This is a genomic window from Streptomyces sp. NPDC023481, assembly GCF_055560195.1.
On record NZ_JBVHJE010000005.1, the window covers coordinates 350,879 to 368,278 of the forward strand.

Annotated in this window: 17 protein-coding genes and 1 pseudogene; 10 read left to right on the forward strand and 8 right to left on the reverse strand. The window is 75.6% G+C overall.

Annotated features, from left to right (window positions below):
- Positions 1–5 precede the first annotated feature (5 nt).
- The 3 genes from ACZ3ZD_RS13760 to ACZ3ZD_RS13770 are packed head-to-tail and all read left to right on the forward strand — an operon-like array spanning position 6 to position 2,168.
- Positions 6–737 (forward strand): glycosyltransferase family 2 protein, encoded by a 732-nt coding sequence (locus ACZ3ZD_RS13760; RefSeq protein ID WP_467396321.1) that lies wholly within the window; start codon positions 6–8, stop codon positions 735–737.
- Positions 734–1,363, forward strand: coding sequence for a TIGR04282 family arsenosugar biosynthesis glycosyltransferase (locus tag ACZ3ZD_RS13765; RefSeq protein ID WP_467396323.1), 630 nt, complete (start codon positions 734–736; stop codon positions 1,361–1,363). The genes ACZ3ZD_RS13760 and ACZ3ZD_RS13765 overlap by 4 nt, the downstream gene beginning before the upstream one ends.
- A 31-nt stretch (positions 1,364–1,394) precedes the next feature.
- Positions 1,395–2,168, forward strand: coding sequence for a class I SAM-dependent methyltransferase (locus tag ACZ3ZD_RS13770; protein ID WP_467396325.1), 774 nt, complete (start codon positions 1,395–1,397; stop codon positions 2,166–2,168).
- A 313-nt stretch (positions 2,169–2,481) separates the two neighbouring features.
- On the opposite strand, the pseudogene ACZ3ZD_RS13775 reads toward ACZ3ZD_RS13770, so the two are convergent.
- A pseudogene (locus ACZ3ZD_RS13775) lies at positions 2,482–3,713 on the reverse strand (molybdopterin-dependent oxidoreductase).
- Positions 3,714–3,826: 113 nt separating this feature from the next.
- Here ACZ3ZD_RS13775 and ACZ3ZD_RS13780 point away from each other — a divergent pair.
- Entirely contained in the window at positions 3,827–5,182 is a 1,356-nt protein-coding gene (locus ACZ3ZD_RS13780) for a hypothetical protein (RefSeq protein ID WP_467396326.1), read from the forward strand.
- A 90-nt stretch (positions 5,183–5,272) separates the two neighbouring features.
- Here the strand turns inward: ACZ3ZD_RS13780 and ACZ3ZD_RS13785 are convergent, their stop codons facing one another.
- The gene (locus ACZ3ZD_RS13785; protein WP_467396328.1) at positions 5,273–6,043 is read right to left on the reverse strand and encodes a chaplin; all 771 of its coding nucleotides are present in this window, start codon (positions 6,041–6,043) and stop codon (positions 5,273–5,275) included.
- Between the two features lie 301 nt (positions 6,044–6,344).
- On the opposite strand from ACZ3ZD_RS13785, the gene ACZ3ZD_RS13790 reads away from it, so the two are divergent.
- Together ACZ3ZD_RS13790 and ACZ3ZD_RS13795 are read left to right on the forward strand one after the other, a co-directional pair.
- The gene (locus ACZ3ZD_RS13790) at positions 6,345–6,905 is read left to right on the forward strand and encodes a DUF2243 domain-containing protein (protein ID WP_467396330.1); all 561 of its coding nucleotides are present in this window, start codon (positions 6,345–6,347) and stop codon (positions 6,903–6,905) included.
- Positions 6,905–7,711, forward strand: coding sequence for a cytochrome c oxidase assembly protein (locus tag ACZ3ZD_RS13795; protein ID WP_467396332.1), 807 nt, complete (start codon positions 6,905–6,907; stop codon positions 7,709–7,711). Before ACZ3ZD_RS13790 ends, ACZ3ZD_RS13795 begins: the two co-directional genes overlap by 1 nt.
- Before the next feature lie 246 nt (positions 7,712–7,957).
- Here the strand turns inward: ACZ3ZD_RS13795 and ACZ3ZD_RS13800 are convergent, their stop codons facing one another.
- The 3 genes from ACZ3ZD_RS13800 to ACZ3ZD_RS13810 are packed head-to-tail and all read right to left on the reverse strand — an operon-like array spanning position 7,958 to position 10,733.
- The gene (locus ACZ3ZD_RS13800; RefSeq protein WP_467396334.1) at positions 7,958–8,887 is read right to left on the reverse strand and encodes a M56 family metallopeptidase; all 930 of its coding nucleotides are present in this window, start codon (positions 8,885–8,887) and stop codon (positions 7,958–7,960) included.
- Positions 8,888–8,893: 6 nt separating this feature from the next.
- Positions 8,894–9,292, reverse strand: a complete 399-nt coding sequence (locus ACZ3ZD_RS13805; RefSeq protein ID WP_467396336.1) for a BlaI/MecI/CopY family transcriptional regulator — start codon at positions 9,290–9,292, stop codon at positions 8,894–8,896.
- A gap of 40 nt (positions 9,293–9,332) precedes the next feature.
- Positions 9,333–10,733, reverse strand: a complete 1,401-nt coding sequence (locus tag ACZ3ZD_RS13810; protein WP_467396337.1) for a PepSY-associated TM helix domain-containing protein — start codon at positions 10,731–10,733, stop codon at positions 9,333–9,335.
- A 133-nt stretch (positions 10,734–10,866) separates the two neighbouring features.
- Here ACZ3ZD_RS13810 and ACZ3ZD_RS13815 point away from each other — a divergent pair, with 133 nt between their 5' ends.
- Positions 10,867–11,511 carry a peptide deformylase gene (locus ACZ3ZD_RS13815; protein ID WP_467396339.1) on the forward strand — a complete coding sequence of 215 codons (645 nt, stop codon included), beginning with the start codon at positions 10,867–10,869 and terminating at the stop codon, positions 11,509–11,511.
- Between the two features lie 9 nt (positions 11,512–11,520).
- Here the strand turns inward: ACZ3ZD_RS13815 and ACZ3ZD_RS13820 are convergent, their stop codons facing one another.
- Positions 11,521–12,951 carry a dihydrolipoyl dehydrogenase family protein gene (locus ACZ3ZD_RS13820; protein WP_467396341.1) on the reverse strand — a complete coding sequence of 477 codons (1,431 nt, stop codon included), beginning with the start codon at positions 12,949–12,951 and terminating at the stop codon, positions 11,521–11,523.
- A 142-nt stretch (positions 12,952–13,093) separates the two neighbouring features.
- Between ACZ3ZD_RS13820 and ACZ3ZD_RS13825 the strand changes: the two genes are divergently transcribed.
- Positions 13,094–13,471, forward strand: coding sequence for a thioredoxin family protein (locus ACZ3ZD_RS13825; RefSeq protein WP_467396343.1), 378 nt, complete (start codon positions 13,094–13,096; stop codon positions 13,469–13,471).
- Positions 13,472–13,499: 28 nt separating this feature from the next.
- Here the strand turns inward: ACZ3ZD_RS13825 and ACZ3ZD_RS13830 are convergent, their stop codons facing one another.
- Positions 13,500–14,501, reverse strand: a complete 1,002-nt coding sequence (locus ACZ3ZD_RS13830; protein ID WP_467396345.1) for a LacI family DNA-binding transcriptional regulator — start codon at positions 14,499–14,501, stop codon at positions 13,500–13,502.
- 213 nt (positions 14,502–14,714) lie between these two features.
- Between ACZ3ZD_RS13830 and ACZ3ZD_RS13835 the strand changes: the two genes are divergently transcribed.
- On the forward strand, positions 14,715–15,863 hold the full coding sequence (locus ACZ3ZD_RS13835; protein ID WP_467396347.1) for an FAD-dependent oxidoreductase: 1,149 nt from the start codon (positions 14,715–14,717) through the stop codon (positions 15,861–15,863).
- Between the two features lie 180 nt (positions 15,864–16,043).
- On the opposite strand, the gene ACZ3ZD_RS13840 is transcribed toward ACZ3ZD_RS13835, so the two are convergent.
- Complete coding sequence (locus ACZ3ZD_RS13840; protein ID WP_467396349.1) at positions 16,044–16,724, reverse strand: TetR/AcrR family transcriptional regulator; 681 nt, start codon at positions 16,722–16,724, stop codon at positions 16,044–16,046.
- A gap of 99 nt (positions 16,725–16,823) precedes the next feature.
- Here ACZ3ZD_RS13840 and ACZ3ZD_RS13845 point away from each other — a divergent pair, with 99 nt between their 5' ends.
- Positions 16,824–17,381: an NADPH-dependent FMN reductase gene (locus tag ACZ3ZD_RS13845; RefSeq protein WP_467396350.1), complete on the forward strand. Its 558-nt coding sequence runs from the start codon at positions 16,824–16,826 to the stop codon at positions 17,379–17,381.
- The last annotated feature ends 19 nt before the right edge of the window (positions 17,382–17,400 follow it).

A 17,400-nucleotide genomic window follows, 5' to 3' on the forward strand; every position in this document is an offset into this window, starting at 1 on the left:
GTAGGGTGAACGGCGTGACCACCTCATCACCCCCTCAGCCCTCTTCGTCCTCCCCGCCGGCGAGCGTGGACGTCGTGCTGCCGTGCCTGGACGAGGCCGCGGCCCTGCCCTGGGTGCTCGCCCGGATCCCGGCCGGCTGGCGCGCCCTCGTCGTGGACAACGGCTCCACCGACGGCTCGGCGGACCTCGCCCGCGCGCTCGGCGCGCACGTCGTCCACGAGCCGCGGCGCGGTTTCGGTGCCGCCTGCCACGCCGGGCTCACCGCCGCCACCGCCGACGTCGTCTGCTTCTGCGACTGCGACGCCTCCCTCGATCCCGGGCTCCTCGTGCCCTTCGTGCGGGACGTCCTCGACGGGCGGGCCGACCTGGTCCTCGGCCGGCGGCGGGCGCGGGGCCGGGGCGCCTGGCCCGCGCACGCCCGGGCCGGCAACCTCGCGCTCGCGGGGCTGCTGCGCCGCCGTACCGGACTGCGGCTGCACGACGTGGGCCCGCTGCGGGCGGCCCGCCGGGAGCCGCTGCTCGCGCTCGGTCTGAGCGACCGGCGCAGCGGCTATCCGCTCCAGATGGTGGTGCGGGCGGCCGACGCGGGCTGGCGGATCACCGAGCACGACGTGCCGTACCTGCCGCGCGCCGGCTCCTCCAAGGTGACGGGCACCTGGCGCGGCACCTGGCAGGCGGTGCGGGACATGAGCCGCGTCCTCGCCGAACCCCCGGCCGACCGGGGGGCCGTACGGTGACCACGCTGCTCGTCATCGCCAAGGAACCGCTGCCGGGAAAGGCCAAGACGCGGCTCACCCCGCCGTTCAGCCCCGCGGAGGCGGCGGCGCTCGCCGAGGCGGCGCTGGCCGACACCCTGCACGCGGTGGCGGCCACCCCGGCCGACCGGCGCGTGTTGGTGCTGGACGGGGCTCCCGGCCCCTGGCTGCCGCCCGGTTTCGACGTCGTACCGCAGTGCGCGGGCCCGTTGGACGCCCGGCTGGCCGACGCGTTCGCCCGGTGCGAGGGTCCCGCCCTGCTCATCGGCATGGACACCCCCCAGGTCACCCCGGAGCTGCTGACCGTGACCTTCGCCGGGTACGACGCGTGCTTCGGCCCTGCGATGGACGGCGGGTTCTGGGCGCTGGGGCTGGCCGAGCCCGATCCGGGGCTGCTGCGGGGCGTGCCCATGTCGACGCGGTGGACGGGTGCCGTGCAGCGGCGGCGGCTGGTGGCCGCCGGGCTGCGGGTGCGCGACCTGCCCCGGCTGCGGGACGTGGACACCGCCGCCGACGCGGCGGCGGTCGCCGCGCTCGCCCCGCACGGCCGGTTCGCCGCCCGGCTGGCCCGGTGCACCGCGCCCACCGGCCCCGGGACCACCCGATGAGCCCCGCGCACACCGCCGCCGGGACGGCCCGATGAGCACCCCGCCGGCCGTCGCCTGGGCCGGCGCCGAGCCCTACGCCGATGCGCTGCGCACCGGCCGGGGCCCGCTGTTCCTGCGCCACGGCGACGGCCGGCTGCTGCCGCTGGAGGTCGAGCGGTGGTGCGCGCAGGCGGACCCGGTCGACCAGGCGGTGCTGGACCGCTGCGAGGGCGCGGTGCTCGACGTCGGCTGCGGGCCGGGGCGGCTGGTGGCGGAACTCGCCGCCCGGGGCCGTACCGTCCTCGGGATCGATGTCAGCGAGGCCGCCGTCGAACGCACCGTCGGGCTCGGCGGCCAGGCCCTGCGGCGCTCGGTGTTCGAGCCGCTGCCCGGCGAGGGCCGCTGGGGCACGGTGCTGCTCATGGACGGCAACATCGGCATCGGCGGCGATCCGCGTGCCCTGCTGGACCGGGTGGCCCGGCTGCTGCGTCCTGGCGGGCTGCTGATCGCCGAGACGGCCGCGGCGGACGTCGACGAACGCTCCGAAGTGCAGGTCGTCGCCGGCACCGGGGCGGTGGCGGCCGGCGGTGCCTTCCCGTGGGCCCGGCTCGGCACCCCGGCCCTGCTGCGGTGCGCGGGCCGGGCGGGCTGGCGGACGGGGGGTCAGTGGACGGCGGGCGGACGCCGCTTCGCCGCCCTGCGCGCCCCGCGCCGCTCCCGGCCCCGCACCGCCAGCAGCAGCGCGGAGCCGCCGAACAGCGCGGCGCTGATCAGCAGCCAGCGGGCGAGGAAGCCGTCCGGGGACAGGCCGGTGGCCAACCGGTAGCGCCGGTCCGCCATCCCGCTGATCAGCGGGAACCACACGAGCAGGAGCAGCCCGGACAGGGCGGCCGGGACCCGCAGGTACAGCGTGTACTCCCGCCGCCCGACGGCGCCGAGCCCGCGCACGACCGCCCGGTCCGCCAGCGCGTACAGCGGCAGCAGCACGAGGTCGTGCAGCAGGGCCGCCCCCACCAGCCACAGCGCGACGGCCCGCCAGTCACCCGCGAGCAGCCGCACCCCGGCATAGCCGGCGAGCGCGAACGAGCAGGCGAGCAGCAGGATCTGGAAGGGACTGCCGAGGGGCGGGCGGCGGCGCATCACAGGTCTCCGAAGGTCAGCCGGGCCACCCACTTGGTGTTGAGCACACCGGGCGCGGCGGGCACGATGATCCGCGCCGGGTAGCCGTGGTCGGGGGACAGTTCCTCGCCGTTGACGTACAGGGCGAGCAGTGAGCGGGGATCGGCGACCTGGTTGGCGCGCAGGGCCGCGCGGCGGAAGGCGCCGTGCCGCTGGAGCGACTCCACGAACACGTCCGGCGGGTCGCCGTCGTAGCCGACGAGCGCCGCGAGGTCGCGCAGCCGCACCCCGCGCCACCACTGGTCGGTGGTCGACCAGCCCTCCACGCAGGCGATGGGCAGCGACGCGCTGTGCAGGGGCAGCCGGAGCAGTTCGGCGCGGCTCAGGCGCACGGCCCCGGTGCGGCCGGTGACGACGAGCCGCCACCCGTCCCGATGGGTGTCGGCCGGGGTGATCCCGGCGTACGCGGCCGTCTTGTTGATCTGGAACCCGTTCGGGCCGCCGCCGGGGTCCGCCACGCCGTGCGGCGCGAGCAGGGCCGTACGGCGGAAGGGGCCGCCCAGGCTCTGCCCGACCGTGGTCAGGAACAGCAGCAGCGAGCCGCCGCCGACCAGCGCCAGCGCCCCGCGCCGGGAGACGGTGGGCGCGTCGGGGCGCGGGGTGACCAGGTCGCCCTCCTCCCGCCGCCGCCGCAGCGCGCGCAGGGCCGTCGGCACCTTCAGCACGGCGTGGGCCGCGAACGCGGCGAAGAACACCCAGGCGCCGTAGAAGTGCAGCGGGTAGAAGGAGCCCGGGAAGACGTAGTCCAGCTGGACGTTGAGCACACCGGTCGTGAACTCGAACAGGCCCCCGCCGACGAGCAGCAGCAGGGAGATCCGTTCGAGCGCGTGCGCGACCGAGCGGGCGGGGGCAGGGCGAACAGCCTCGGCACCACCGACCACAGCTTGGCCAGCAGGACCGGGATCAGGGTGATGCCGAGGGTGACGTGGACGCCCTGTGTGAACCGGTAGAGCCAGACCGGGCCGGTGGGCCAGGCGAAGAGGTAGAAGCCGAGGATCCCCTTGTCCGGCGTCTGGTCGTTCACCCGGGACAGACCCGGGTTGTAGGCCGCGTACGACACCAGTCCGGTCACGAACAGCACGGTGATGCCGACGAGGAGCACCAGACCGAGCACCGAGGTGAACCAGGGGCCGCGCAGCGGGCTGCGCCAGAAACCGGGCGAGGAGGGAAGCCGCGGAGGGTGGTCTCGCATGCTCCGACGGTAGGCCGGAAGGGCACCGGGAACGGGTTCGCCACCCATGACGAAACGCTGACGTCCTGCCGCCGGTCCCGCTCCGCGCCCGGTCGCCGACCTAGCGTTCCGGTGTGACCCAGGCTCCCCTCCGCGACCGGTACGCCGGCCTGCGCGCCGATCTCGGTGCCGCTGCCGCCGCCGTCCTGCTCGTCCTCGTCGCCGTGCTCGTAGGCCGGCACATCCAAGGCACCCGCCGCACCCTGTTCGTGCACTGGCCGCCGCTGTTCGCCGACTGGGACCCGCACCTGGGCCCGGGCACGCCGGCGGCCGTCCTGGTGGCGGTGGCCGTGGTGGCCCACGGGCCGTCCGTGGCCGCCCGGCTGCCGTGGCGGGGGCTGCTGCTCACGGCCTGGGGCACGGCGCTGGCCTGGACGTGGTCGCTGGCGCTGGTCGACGGCTGGCAGCGGGGTGTGGCCGGACGGCTCACGACCCGCAACGAGTACCTCACGGTCATCGGCCGCTTCCACGACATCCCGGCCGCGCTGCGCGACTTCACCCACCACATCGTCAGCGGCTCCCCCGCCCCCTGGCCCGCCCACATCGCCGGGCACCCGCCGGCGGCCACCCTCACCTTCGTCCTCCTCGACCGGGCCGCCCTGCGCGGTGGCGGCTGGGCCGGCGCCTGGTGCGTCACGGTCGGCGCGTCCGCCGGTGTGGCGGTGCTGGTGGCGGTGCGGGCGCTGGCCGACGAGCGGCTGGCCCGGCGGGCGGCGCCGTTCCTGGTCCTGGCCCCGGCCGCGGTCTGGGTGGGGGCCTCGGCCGACGGGTACTTCGCGGCGGTCGCCGCCTGGTCCATGGCCCTGACGGCCCTCGCGGCCACCGGACGGTCCGTGGCCTGGGCGGCGGGCGGCGGCCTGCTGTTCGGCCTGGCCTGCTACCTCTCCTACGGCCTGACGCTCTTCGCGCTGATCGGCGCGGCGGTGCTGGTGGCGGGCCGGCACCGGGTCCGCGGGCGACCGGGTCCGCCGCTGCTGTTCCTGGCCGGGGCGGCCGTCGTCCCGGCGGTGTTCACGGCGGCCGGGTTCGACTGGTGGGAGGGGTACCGGCTGCTGGTCACCCGCTACTACCAGGGCGTCGGCGGCACCCGCCCCTACGGCTACTGGGTGTGGGCCAACCTGGCCTGCACGGTGCTGGTCACCGGCGTGGCGACCGCGGCCGGGCTTCGGCGGGCCGCCGCGCCGGCCGCCCGCCGCCGCACGGCGCCCCCGGCCGAGACGCGGCTCGCCCTCGTCGTGGCGGCGGCCCTGCTGGCCCTGCTGGCCGCGGACCTGTCCGGGATGAGCAAGGCGGAGACGGAGCGCATCTGGCTGCCGTTCGCGATGTGGCTGCTCGCGGCCTGCGCGTTCCTGCCCCGGCCGCGCGGCTGGCTCGCCGCACAGGCGGTGCTCGCTCTCCTGGTGAACCATCTGCTGTTCACCGGCTGGTGACACCGCCCGCGGCTGCCACGGCGCCCGGGCCGGCCGGCGCGTGGCCGGCCGGCCCGGTGCTGCGTGGGTCAGGGTCCTCCGGGGCGCCGCTCAGGCCTCCCGGCCGGCCCCCCTGGACCGGAAGCGCAGGTACAGCACCGACCCGCCCAGCAGCGAGGCCAGGCCGGCGACGGCCGCCGTCCAGGTGCCGTCCGAACCGGTGCGCGCGAGGGTGCCGGACGGCTGCCGTACGACGACCGGGGCCGGCTTGGGCAGCGTGTGGGCCTTCGGCGTCTGGGACGGCAGGGTGGGCTCGGAGCGCACCGGCGGGGTGGCCGGCGTGGTCGGCTCCGAGGTGGCCGGCGTGGTCGGCTCGGCCGAGCCGTTCACGGACGTGTTGCCGAAGACGGGGTTGCCGACGCCCACCACGTTCACGGAGTTGCCGCTGACGTTCACGGGCAGGTCGACCGGCAGCTGGATGCCGTTGCCGGAGATCACGCCCGGCGAGCCCTGTTCGGTGCCGTTGGCCGTGGCCCCGCCGGGCGCCGTGGCCGCGCCCGTCTGCGTCCCGGACTGCGCCCCCGTCTGCGTCCCGGTCTGCGCCCCCGTCTGCGTACCGGTCTGCGTCCCGGTCGCCTTCCCCGTCTCCTTCCCGGCGGTGTGGCCGCTCGCGTTGGCGCAGCGGTTGCCCATCGCCGGGTTGAGCAGCCCGACGACGTCGACGGTGTTCCCGCACACGTTCACCGGGAGGTGCACCGGCAGCTGGATGCCGTTGCCGGAGACCAGCCCGGGCGAGCGGACCGCGGCGCCGTTCGCGCCGGCGTCGGCGTGGACCGGTCCCGCCACTGCCATCGCACCGGAAGCGGCGGCGATGGCGATCACACTGTTTCGGGTAACCCGTTTCATCGGTTCCCTGTCCTTCCCCATACGGTCGCGGGCAGTCACCCGCACCAGGGAAACGCTCGCCAAACCACACAAGTTATGGCTTATCAGCCTTTCGCCGGGCACAAAGCGGGAAGTACGCCCCCACAGGGCCGTATCCGGCCGGGAAATTCCGGCCGTTCCACCCGCTTCGCACACATGGCCGAGCGTGCCGCAGCGCGGAAGCCGGGGGAACTGGTAGCTGTCGGTAGGGCGTCCGCCGCCCACCGAACGACCGAGGAACCGACCGAGACGAGGAGCGATGGCCACCACCGTGCGTGACCCCCGTACCGACACCGCGCCCGCCAGTCTGCGCCTGCCCGGGATCCTCCTGGGCGTGGGGCTCGGGGGATTCGTCGACGGCATCCTGCTGCACCAGCTCCTGCAGTGGCACCACATGCTCAGCAGCACCAACCACGACCGCATCGGCATCCGCTACTACGACCCCCACACCGTCTCCGGGCTGGAGATGAACACCGTGTGGGACGGAATCTTCCACACCGTGTGCTGGCTCGCCGTCCTCAGCGGGCTCGCCGTGCTGTACGGCCGGGTGACGACCGGCCGGCGGCAGGTGTGGGCCTCGCGGGTGCTGTGGGGCTGGATCCTGGCCGGCTGGGGGCTGTTCAACCTCGTCGAGGGCCTGGTGGACCATCAGATCCTGGGCATCCACCATGTGCACGGGGGGCCGTACCAGGTGTGGTGGGACATGGCCTTCCTGGCCCTCGGCGCGCTGCTGCTGGCCGGCGGCGGGCTGCTGCGGCGCGGCGCACGGCCCTTCGACCCGGCGGCCCCGCGTGCCGGACGCGAGGGGAGCGCCGCCTGATGGGCCACCACCACTCCCCCGGCCAGGCCGGCGACGGTGTGCTCGGCGTGCTGCTGCCGGCACTGGCCCTGCTGGTGTGCGCGGCCGGCTATCTGCTGCTGGTGCGCCGGGCGCGCCACCGCGACCGGGCCTGGAGCCACTGGCGCACCGCCGGCTTCGGCGCGGGTCTGGTCCTGCTGGCGGTGGCGCTGCTGCCGCCGCTCGCGCCCTTCGCGCACCGGGACTTCCGCGGGCACATGGCCCAGCACCTGCTCCTCGGCATGTACGCGCCGCTCGCCCTGGTGCTCGGCGCCCCGGTCACCCTCCTGCTGCGCGCCCTGTCCGCACCCCGCGCCCGCCGGGTCACCGCGCTCCTGCACAGCGGCCCGGCCCGCGTGCTCGCCCACCCGGTCCCGGCCCTGCTGCTGGCCACGGGCAGCCTCCCGGTCCTGTACTTCACCCCGCTCTACGACACCGTCATGGCCCACCCGGCCGGGCACTGGCTGCTGCACGCGCACTTCCTGCTGTCCGGGTGCCTGTTCGCGCACGCGGTCGCCGGACCGGACCCCGCCCCGGCCCGCCCCGGCGTGCGCCCCCGGCTGGTCGTGCTGGGGTGCGCGATCGCCGTGCACGCGGTCGTCGCGCAGCTGATGTACGGCGGCTTCTGGGTCCACGTGCACGCTCCCGTCCCCGAGGTCCGGGGCGGCGCGGAGCTCATGTACTACGGCGGCGACATCGCCGAACTCCTGCTGGCGGCGGCCCTGGTCGCCACCTGGCGCCCACAGCGCCCCACCCTGCGGAAGCCGGCGGCACGGCTCGTCTGGTAGCCGTGACGACCCCGTTCGGCGAGATCACCTACGACGCCGGCGCGGCCCGCGTGCCGGCCTGGCGGTGGCAGAGGTGCCGGAGCGGACCGGACCGCGGCCGCCACCACTTCGCCCGGCTGGTGCCGGGCCGCCCGCTCGGACGGCGGGCCCGGCACGAGGAGACGGAGCGGCAGCCGCGCATCGCATCGGCGCTCGCGGGTGACGTCCCGCGGGGCCGGGCCGCCGGGAACCCGCCGTGCCCGCCGGTCACAGCGGGGTCGCCGCGTGCAGGACCAGGAACAGGGTGACGGCGGAGTTCGCCGACGACATCGCGGACACCAGTGCCCCGGCGGCCGCGCCCCAGGCGGCCAGGCCGACCGAGGTGAACGCCGACGGCCAGGTACGGGCCGCGGGCGCCGGGGCCAGCAGCGCGGCCACCCGGCGCGGCACGGGACCGGTCGCCGCCAGCGTGGCCAGCGTCGGTACCGGGGTGCCCGGGGACAGCAGGGCCGCCCTGCCGATGGCGCGGGCCACCGTGCGCCGGTCGCCGACGACGCGGGCCGCCTCCTCGTCCGCCCACCGCTCGGCCGTGTAGACGACGGCCGTGCGCAGCGGACGCAGGAACGGGTTGGCGCGGGCCGCCAGGTGCGCGGCGAGCAGATGCCGGTGGTGACGGGCGGTCAGGTGGGCACGCTCGTGGGCGAACAGGGCGCGCCGCTCGGCGGGCGCGAGGCCGGCCAGCAGGGCCGTGGTGACGACGATCCGGCCCCGGCCACTGGGGAGGGCGTACGCGTACGGCGTGCTGTCCGGCAGGACCGCCACCGTGGGCCCCGGCACCCCGGCCAGCGCCCGCCGGGCCCGGCGGGTGACCCGGCGGTGCCGCCGCAGGGTGCGGGCGCAGGCCGCGGTGACCACGGCGAGCGCGGGGATGGCGGCCCGGCCGGCCACCTCGTCGTGCGGGACGGCGGCGCGCACCTCGGGGTCGGACCAGCCGTCCGGCAGGGGGTTGCCGGGCAGTTGGGCGGTGCCGACCACCATGAGCAGGGCCAGGCACAGCGTGCTGCACACGGCCATGACGACGGCGACCGCGGTCAGCAGCCGGGTGGCGGTGCGCGGGTGCAGCCGGGTCTCGGCGAGCCGGGCGACCGGCCAGGCGGACAGCGGCAGCACCAGTGGCAGGAAGACGAAGACCCCCATGAGCGGTCAGTCCTCCGTACCGCCGGCGTCCGGGTCCGGGGTGTCGAGCAGGGCTCGCAGCAGCTGCTCGTCGCCGGGCGGCAGGGCGGTGACGAAGCTGGCCAGGACCGCCTCGCGGTCCCGTTCGCCGTCCAGCAGGCGGCGCATGCGCAGGGCGGCCAGCCGGGCCACGTCGGCGGTCGGCGTCCACACGAAGGACCGGCCGTGCCGTTCGCGGGCGACGACGTCCTTGGCGAGCAGCCGGGTCAGGATGGTGACGACGGTGGTGTAGGCGAGGTCGCCGCCGAGGCGCTGCTGCACCCAGGCCGCGGTGACCGGCCCGTCCGCCTCGCGCAGCACGCCGAGGACCTGGCCCTCCAGCTCGCCCTGGCCGCGCCGCCGGGCCCGCTCGCCTTCCCGCGCCATCGTCCCGTGCCCCCTCTCGGCGTCGGCGTGTCGCCCCACGCTACTTCACCGCGCCGGCCCTGCCGTAGGTGCGCCGCCCGCGCCGGTACGCGATCTCGCCGAGGACGATGTCGAGGGCGAGGAAACCGGCCAGCGGGATGCCGAGCAGCGGCACGAACCAGCCGAGCACGGCGACGGCCGCGAGCGCCGGGACGAGCAGGTACGGCGGCACCTCGGCCCAGGCGCCGCGCGGGACCGGCCGGCCGAAGGCGGAGCCCCGGCCGCGCTGCCACCACATGCGGTAGCCCCACAGGACCAGCAGGACCAGGGCGAGCGCGAGCAGCGCGAGCGCGATCTGGTTGACGAGCCCGAACAGGACGCCGGTGTGCAGGTCGATGCCCCAGCGGGTCAGCTTGGCGAGCACCGGGTAGTCGGCGAACCGCAGTTCGTCGGTGACCCGTCCGGTGGCCGGGTCGACGGCGACGGCGTCCTGCTTCGTGGGCCAGCTGCGCTGGACCTGCCGGACCACCCAGGCGCTGTCCGCGTCGGCCGGCGGCACGATCTCCACCGGGTCGTCCAGCCCCTTCGCGCGGGCCGCCGCGAGCACCGTGTCCAGGCCGACACCGTGCGCGGCCGTGCCGCCGGGGCCGGCCGCCTCACCGTGGCCCGCGTGCTCGCCGCCGGCCACGGCCGCGGAGACGGACGGGGTGGCCTGGCCGAGCGAGGTGCGCAGTTCGTCGATGTTGGCGCCGGCGTACGTCGACCAGGTCAGGCCGGTCGCGGACAGGAACAGGAAGCCCGCTGCGGTCCAGACGCCGACCGTGCCGTGCAGGCCGAGCGTGCGGCGCCGGCCGCTGGTGCCGCGGACCCGGCGCAGGGCGCGGCGCCGGGAGAACCACAGCAGCAGACCGCCGCCCGCGATGACCCACAGCCAGCTGGCGGCTAGTTCGCTGTAGAGCCGCCCGGTCTCGCCCAGGTGCAGGTCGCGGTGGAGTTCGTCGATCCAGGTGCGCAGGGGCAGCGCGCCGGTGGAGCCGTACTGTTCCAGGGCCCCGCGCACCTTCCCGGTGTACGGGTCCACGAACACGGCGAGGGTGTGCGCGGGGTCGACGCCCTTGACGCCCGAGAGCAGCACCCGGGTGGTGGCGCCGGCCTCGGGCGAGGGGCGTACGGCGGAGACGGTGCCCTCGGGGTGGGCCTCGCGGGCAGCGGCCACCTGGGCGGAGACCGGCAGCTCGCGCTCTCCCACCGGGACGGTCAGCTCGTGGTCGTAGACGAGTCTTTCGGCCTGGAAGGAGCCCGCGTACAGCAGGCCGGTGACGGCGGCGACCAGCAGGAAGGGCGCGATCAGCACGCCGGCGTAGAAGTGCAGGCGGAGCACGAGCGGGCGCAGGGGTGCCCAGCGGCCGCGGGTGACGGGGCGGGACGCCTCGGCCGGGGTGGTCGAGGTTGCGGTGGTCATCGGCGGGGCTCTCCGGGGGCTCGGTGTCGGAGCGGTTGCGGTCCAGGAGTCGGACCGCGAAGCGGCGGGGTTCCCCGGGGTGTTGGTGACGTGTGCCACAGGGTCCGGGGGGCGGGCGTGGCATCCTGACGCGATGGCACCTCCCCCTGATCACGCACCGCTCGCCGAGCGGGTCGAGGAACTCCTCGCCGCCGGCGGCCCCTTGCCCATCGTCGCGGCCGGGCAGCCGGTGCTGCGGCGCGGCACCGAACCGTACGACGGTCAGCTCGGGCCCGCGCTGCTGGCACGGTTCGTCGCGGCCCTGCGCGCCACCATGCACGCGGCCCCCGGCGTGGGCCTGGCCGCGCCGCAGGTCGGCGTGCCGCTCAGGATCGCGGTCCTGGAGGACCCGGCGCCGGTGCCGGAGGAGGTCGCGGCGGCCCGGGGCCGTGTCCCGCAGCCGTTCCGGGTGCTGGTCAACCCGGTGTACGAGCCGGTGGGCACCGCCCGCGCCGCGTTCTTCGAGGGCTGCCTGAGCGTGCCGGGCTGGCAGGCGGTGGTGGCGCGGCACGCCGAGGTGCGGCTGCGCGCCGAGGACGAGCACGGCCGCCCGCTGGACGAGGTGTTCACCGGCTGGCCGGCCCGGATCGTGCAGCACGAGACGGACCACCTGGACGGCACGCTGTACCTGGACCGCGCGGAACCGCGCTCGCTGTCGACCAACGAGGCGGTCGCCGCGCTGTGGAACGAGCCGACGCCCCGGTCGGCCGCCGAGGCACTCGGCTTCGAACTGCCCTGACGGGGAGGGTCAGTTGTCCCGGTAGGCCTCCAGCAGCCGCAGCCACACCTCGCTCAATGTCGGGTACGACGGCACCGCGTGCCAGAGCCGGTCGACCGGGACGCGGCCCGCGACGGCGACGGTCGCCGAGTGGACGAGTTCGCCGACGCCGGGGCCGACGAAGGTGACCCCGCGCAGGATCTCCTCCTCCAGGTCCACGACCATGCGGGCGCGGCCCTTGTAGCCGTCGCCGTACAGCCCGGCGCCCGCGACGGAGGAGAACTCCACGTCGACGGCGCGGACGCGGTGGCCGGCCTGTTCCGCCTCGGCGAGGGAGAGGCCGACCGCGGCGGCCTCCGGGTCGGTGAAGACGACCTGGGGTACGGCGTGGTGGTCGGCGGTGGCCGCGTGGGCGCCCCAGGGCTCCTCGGCGAGGGCGCTGCCGCCGGCGCGGGCGGCGATCGCGGCGCCGGCGATGCGGGCCTGGTACTTGCCCTGGTGGGTGAGGAGGGCGCGGTGGTTGACGTCGCCGACCGCGTACAGCCAGTCGGTGCCGGTGACGCGGAGGCTGTCGTCCACGTCCAGCCAGGAGCCGGGTTCCAGGCCGACGCTCTCCAGGCCGAGGTCGTCGGTGGCCGGGACACGCCCGGTGGCGAAGAGGATCTCGTCGGCCTCGATCCGGTCGCCGGCGGAGGTGACGGCCACGACCGTGCCGTTCTCGCGGCTGACGGACTCCACGGAGGTGCCGGTGCGCAGGTCGACGCCCGCCTCGGTGAGGGCCTCGGCGACCAGTTCCCCGGCGAACGGCTCCATCCGGTTCAGCAGGCCCTTGCCGCGGACCAGCAGGGTGACCCGGGAGCCGAGGGCCTGCCAGGCGGTGGCCATCTCGGTGGCGACGACACCGCCGCCCACCACGATCAGCCGGCCGGGGGCCGCCTTGGCGCTGGTGGCCTCGCGGCTCGTCCAGGGCTTCACGTCGGCGAGTCCGGGCAGGTCGGGCAGCTGGGCGCGGGTGCCGGTGGAGACGGCGACGGCGTGCCGGGCGGTGAGGGTGGTGACCGTGCCGTCGGGGGCGGTGACGGTGACCGTGCGCGGGCCGGCCAGCCGGCCCCGGCCGCGGTGGAAGTCGGTGCCGGTGCCCTCCAGCCAGGCGACCTGGCCGTCGTCGTGCCAGTGGGAGGTGTACTCGTCCCGGCGGGCGAGCACCGCCGGGACGTCGAGCGGGCCCCGGACCGCCGGGGCGAGGCCGGGCAGCCGGCGGGCGTCAGCCTGCGCGATGACCGGCCTGAGCAGGGCCTTGCTGGGCATGCAGGCCCAGTACGAGCATTCGCCGCCGAGCAGTTCGCTCTCCACGAGCGCGGTGGTCAGCCCGGCCGCGCGGGTGCGGTCGGCGACGTTCTCCCCCACGGGTCCGCCCCCGATCACCACGACGTCGTACGCGATGGTTTCCGTTTCCGTCATGGGGTCAGTCTGGTGGGTGGTGCGCGCCGTGGCCACACGGGTACGCGCGCGTAACACCGGCGCGCACGGGTGGAATAGGCGGCCCGGCGACCGTGTTTCCGCCGTCGGCACACCCCCTACACCAGGAAGTGGGAATCACGCCATGACCAGCACCGTGGAGCTGACCAAGGAGAACTTCGACCAGACGGTCAGTGAGAACGAGTTCGTTCTCATCGACTTCTGGGCGCAGTGGTGCCCTCCGTGCCGGCAGTTCGCGCCCGTCTACGAGAAGGCCGCCGCCGACAACCCCGACCTGGTGTTCGGCAAGGTGGACACCGAGGCGCAGCCGGAGCTGGCCGCGGCCTTCGAGATCCAGTCGATCCCGACGCTGATGATCATCCGTGACCAGGTCGCGGTCTTCGCCCAGCCGGGCGCCCTGCCCGCGCCGGTGCTGGAGGACCTGATCGGCCAGGCCCGCAACCTCGACATGGACGAGGTCCGCAAGAGCATCGCCGACCAGCAGGGCCAGGCGCAGAAGTAGCCCGTGCGGGGGCGGCGGTACCGAGGGTTCAGCTGGACTCCCGCTGCACCACCGAGGCCCCCAGCACGGTGTGCACCTCCGGTTTCCCGCCGGGGTCGCGCACCGCGCGGTCGACCAGTTCGGCGAGGGCCCGGCCCGAGGGCAGCTCGATGTGGACGGTGCTGAGCCGGGGCCGCAGCAGCCGGCCCAGCATCAGGTCGTCCGCGCCGATCACGGCGACGTCCTGCGGGATGCGCAGGCCCTCGTCCTGCAGGGCGCGCATCAGCAGCATGGCGTACTCGTCGTTGTACGCGAACACCCCGTCCAGGCCCGACCGGCGCCAGCCGGCGGCCAGTTCGGCGGCGGCCTCCTCGGTGTACGCCAGCGGCAGCTCCGTCACGGTGGCGCCGGTGCCGCGCAGCGCCTCGCGGACACCGGCGAGCCGGGGCCGCGAGTAGGCCTCGAGACCCGGCTCCGCGGGCAGGACGACACCGATCCGGTGCCGGCCCCGGTCGTACAGGTGGGCGCCCGCGCGCAGGCCGACGGCGGTGTGGTCCATCAGCAGGGCGTGCGCCCCGTCGACGCGGCCGGGACCGAGGGTGACCACGGCCCGGGTGCCGGAGCGCTTGAGCAGGGCCACGCCCCCGGGGCCGGGGCCGGCGCCGGGCACCAGGACGGCGACCGGCCGCAACTCGGCCCAGGCGCGGGCGGCTTCGTCGCCCTGGAGGCCGACGCTGCCGTACTGCACGACGGTGTAGTCGAGCCGGCCGAGCGCCCACTGGAGTTCGTTCAGGAACGCGCCGTACAGCGGGCCCACCGGGATGGCCGGCGCGGGCATGAGGACGATACGGCTGTGTCCGGCGCGCAGGCTGCGGGCGGCGGCGTGCGGGACGTACCCCAGCTCCCGGGCGGCCTCGTGCACGCGCCGGCGGGTGGCTTCGCTGATCCGTACGGCGCTGGTGTTGTTGAGGACGTAGGAGACGGTCGCGCGCGAGACGCCGGCCAGGCGGGCCACGTCGGCACTCGTGGGCGTGTTCGGTATCTGCACCATGACAGCGGCATCTTGGCAGAGGGGTGGGGGGCGGAAGCGGGCGGGGCGAGGTGGTTCAGCGTTCGACATCCTTCCCCGTGGTGAACATGTTCGTTACGACCTTGTTCGTAACCCTGTTCGTTACGCTGCCGGGCCCGCCCCGTGGGCCTGCCACGCCCTGATCGACGGGGCCGAACGGACCACCACCGAACCGACCGACGGCCTGGAGGCCTCATGACCACCGCCCCGCTCCCACACCACCCCGTCGCCGTCGTCGGCGCGGGTCTCGGCGGGCTCACGCTCGCCCGTGTGCTGCACGTGCACGGCATCGAGGCCGCGCTGTTCGACCTGGAGGTGTCGGCCGACGCCCGGACCCAGGGCGGCATGCTCGACATCCACGAGGACTCCGGCCAGGAGGCGCTGCGGGCCGCCGGGCTGTACGAGGAGTTCCTCACCCGGGTCCACCCCGGCGGCCAGGCCACCCGGGTCCTCGACCGGTACGGCACCGTCCACCTGGCGGAGCCCGACGACGGCACCGGCGGACGCCCCGAGATCGACCGGGGTGACCTGCGCGCCCTGCTGCTCGGCTCCCTGCCCGAAGGCACGGTCCGCTGGGGCGCCAAGGTCACCGACGCCCGCCCGCTGGACGGTGGCCGGCACCGGGTGACGCTCGCGGACGGCACCGCCTTCACCACCGATGTGCTGGTCGGCGCGGACGGCGCGTGGTCGCGGGTGCGCCCGCTGGTCTCCGCGGCCCGGCCCGCGTACACGGGTGTGTCCTTCGTGGAGGCGGACCTGCTGGAGGCGGATCTGCGGCATCCGGCGAGCGCGGAGGTGGTCGGCGGCGGCATGCTGTTCGCGCTCGACCCCGGCCGCGGTTTCCTCGCCCACCGCGAGACGGACGGCAGCCTGCATGTGTACGCCGCCGTGACGGCGCCGGAGGACTGGCTGGACGGCATCGACTTCACCGACACCGGGGCGGCCAAGGCGGCCGTGCTGAAGGAGTTCGACGGCTGGGACGAGAGCCTGCGGGCGCTGGTCGCGGACGCGGACGGGCCGCTGGTGCCACGCCTGATCCACGCCCTGCCGGTCGGCCACCGCTGGGACCGGGTGCCCGGGGTCACGCTGCTCGGGGACGCGGCCCACCTGATGTCGCCGTTCGCCGGCGAGGGCGCCAACCTGGCCCTCGCCGACGGCGCCGAACTCGGCCTCGCGCTCGCGGCCAGCCCCGGGGACACCGAGGCCGCGCTGACCGCCTACGAGACCCGCATGTTCCCCCGCGCGGAGGCATCCGCGGGCGACTCCGCCCGCAACCAGGACCTCCTGTTCCGCACGGACGCCCCGGAGGGGATGCTGCGGTTCTTCAGCGGGGAGGGTGAGTGACGGAGCGAGGCGGCGGGGAGGGTGAGTGACGGAGCGAGGCGGCGGGGAGGGTGAGTGACGGAGCGAGGCGGCGGGGAGGGCGAGTGCCCCGGGACCCGGCAGGGCGGCCGACCCGCCCGGCCGGCCGCCCTTCCCGGCTGCCAGGTCCCGGCCGCCGGCGTTCCCCGCGGGGCGCCGCGGTCAGTGTGGGGGTGCCGTGCCGGTGACGCGGGCGACCAGGTCGAGCCAGCCGGCCTCCAGGCGTTCCATGGGCAGCCCGCGCTGCCGGGTCAGGTGGTGGATCAGCGCCGGGTCCAGCGAGGCCAGCAGGGTGTGGGCGAGCAGGTCGCAGTCGGCGCCGGGCACGATCTGCCGGAGCAGCACCGTGATGTGCATGCGCAGCGAGCCGGCCGCGGGGTGGGTGAACCGCCGGGTCGGCTCCGGCTGGGCGGCGAGTTGCAGATCCAGCTGCTCGGCCGTGCGGTACAGCACCGCCACGCCGAACGCCCGCAGCCGCTCCAGCGGCGGCGAACCGGGGCCCAGCGGCGGCGGTCCGCTCAGGAAGTCGGACTGGAGCTGCTTGGCCGAGTGGTCGAGCAGGGCCGTCAGCAGCCCCGTGCGGTCGCCGAAGCGGCGGAAGACGGTTCCCTTGCCCACCTGGGCCGCGGCCGCCACCGCCTCCATCGTGACCCCGGCCACCCCGTGCTCGGCGATCAACCGGGCTGCGGCCTCCAGCAGCCGGGCCCGGTTGCGGGCCGCGTCGGCGCGCAGGCACGGCTCGTCGGGAGCCGGGCCGACGTCCAGCAACCGGGGTGTGTCCAGGGGCTCCTGAGGCTTCGGGGAGGGCGGCACGGCGCGGGACATGAAGACAGCGTAAAGCATCGGGAAGAAAACTGGACCCCGGTCCGTTTCAGGTGGTAGAAATCGAAGCGGACCTTGGTCCGGATCGTTACCGTGCTGTTTCAGTCTCCTGGAGTTCCCATGTCTGTCCGCATCCTCGCGCTCGTCGGCAGCCTCCGCGCCGGTTCGCACAACCGCCAGCTCGCCGAGGCGGCCGTGAAGCTCGCGCCGGAGGGCGCCGAGGTCGAGCTGTTCGAGGGCCTGGCCGACATCCCGTTCTACAACGAGGACATCGACGTGGAGGGCAGCGTTCCGGCCGCCGCCGTCAGGCTGCGCGAGGCCGCCGGTGCCGCCGACGCCTTCCTGCTCTTCTCGCCCGAGTACAACGGCACCATCCCGGCCGTCCTGAAGAACGCCATCGACTGGCTGTCCCGCCCCTACGGCGCCGGTGCCTTCGGTGGCAAGCCCGTCGCCGTCGTGGGCACCGCGTTCGGCCAGTACGGCGGAGTGTGGGCGCAGGACGAGGCCCGCAAGGCCGTGGGCATCGCCGGCGGCAAGGTGATCGAGGACATCAAGCTGGCCATCCCCGGCTCCCTGACCCGCTTCGCCGAGACCCACCCGGCCGACGACGCCGAGATCGCCGCCCAGCTGACCGAGGTGGTGGCCCGCCTGCACGGCAACGTGGGCGCGGCGGCCTGAACCCGCTCTGCCGGACCGT

Excerpts from the sequence above, each read along its gene's own strand:
- ACZ3ZD_RS13770 (WP_467396325.1), top strand. The coding sequence starts at position 1,395 with ATGAGCACCCCGCCGGCCGTCGCCTGGGCCGGCGCCGAGCCCTACGCC.
- ACZ3ZD_RS13790 (WP_467396330.1), top strand. The coding sequence starts at position 6,345 with ATGGCCACCACCGTGCGTGACCCCCGTACCGACACCGCGCCCGCCAGT.
- ACZ3ZD_RS13795 (WP_467396332.1), top strand. The coding sequence starts at position 6,905 with ATGGGCCACCACCACTCCCCCGGCCAGGCCGGCGACGGTGTGCTCGGC.
- ACZ3ZD_RS13800 (WP_467396334.1), bottom strand. The coding sequence starts at position 8,887 with ATGGGGGTCTTCGTCTTCCTGCCACTGGTGCTGCCGCTGTCCGCCTGG.
- ACZ3ZD_RS13805 (WP_467396336.1), bottom strand. The coding sequence starts at position 9,292 with ATGGCGCGGGAAGGCGAGCGGGCCCGGCGGCGCGGCCAGGGCGAGCTG.
- ACZ3ZD_RS13810 (WP_467396337.1), bottom strand. The coding sequence starts at position 10,733 with ATGACCACCGCAACCTCGACCACCCCGGCCGAGGCGTCCCGCCCCGTC.
- ACZ3ZD_RS13815 (WP_467396339.1), top strand. The coding sequence starts at position 10,867 with ATGGCACCTCCCCCTGATCACGCACCGCTCGCCGAGCGGGTCGAGGAA.
- ACZ3ZD_RS13820 (WP_467396341.1), bottom strand. The coding sequence starts at position 12,951 with ATGACGGAAACGGAAACCATCGCGTACGACGTCGTGGTGATCGGGGGC.
- ACZ3ZD_RS13825 (WP_467396343.1), top strand. The coding sequence starts at position 13,094 with ATGACCAGCACCGTGGAGCTGACCAAGGAGAACTTCGACCAGACGGTC.
- ACZ3ZD_RS13830 (WP_467396345.1), bottom strand. The coding sequence starts at position 14,501 with ATGGTGCAGATACCGAACACGCCCACGAGTGCCGACGTGGCCCGCCTG.
- ACZ3ZD_RS13835 (WP_467396347.1), top strand. The coding sequence starts at position 14,715 with ATGACCACCGCCCCGCTCCCACACCACCCCGTCGCCGTCGTCGGCGCG.
- ACZ3ZD_RS13840 (WP_467396349.1), bottom strand. The coding sequence starts at position 16,724 with ATGCTTTACGCTGTCTTCATGTCCCGCGCCGTGCCGCCCTCCCCGAAG.
- ACZ3ZD_RS13845 (WP_467396350.1), top strand. The coding sequence starts at position 16,824 with ATGTCTGTCCGCATCCTCGCGCTCGTCGGCAGCCTCCGCGCCGGTTCG.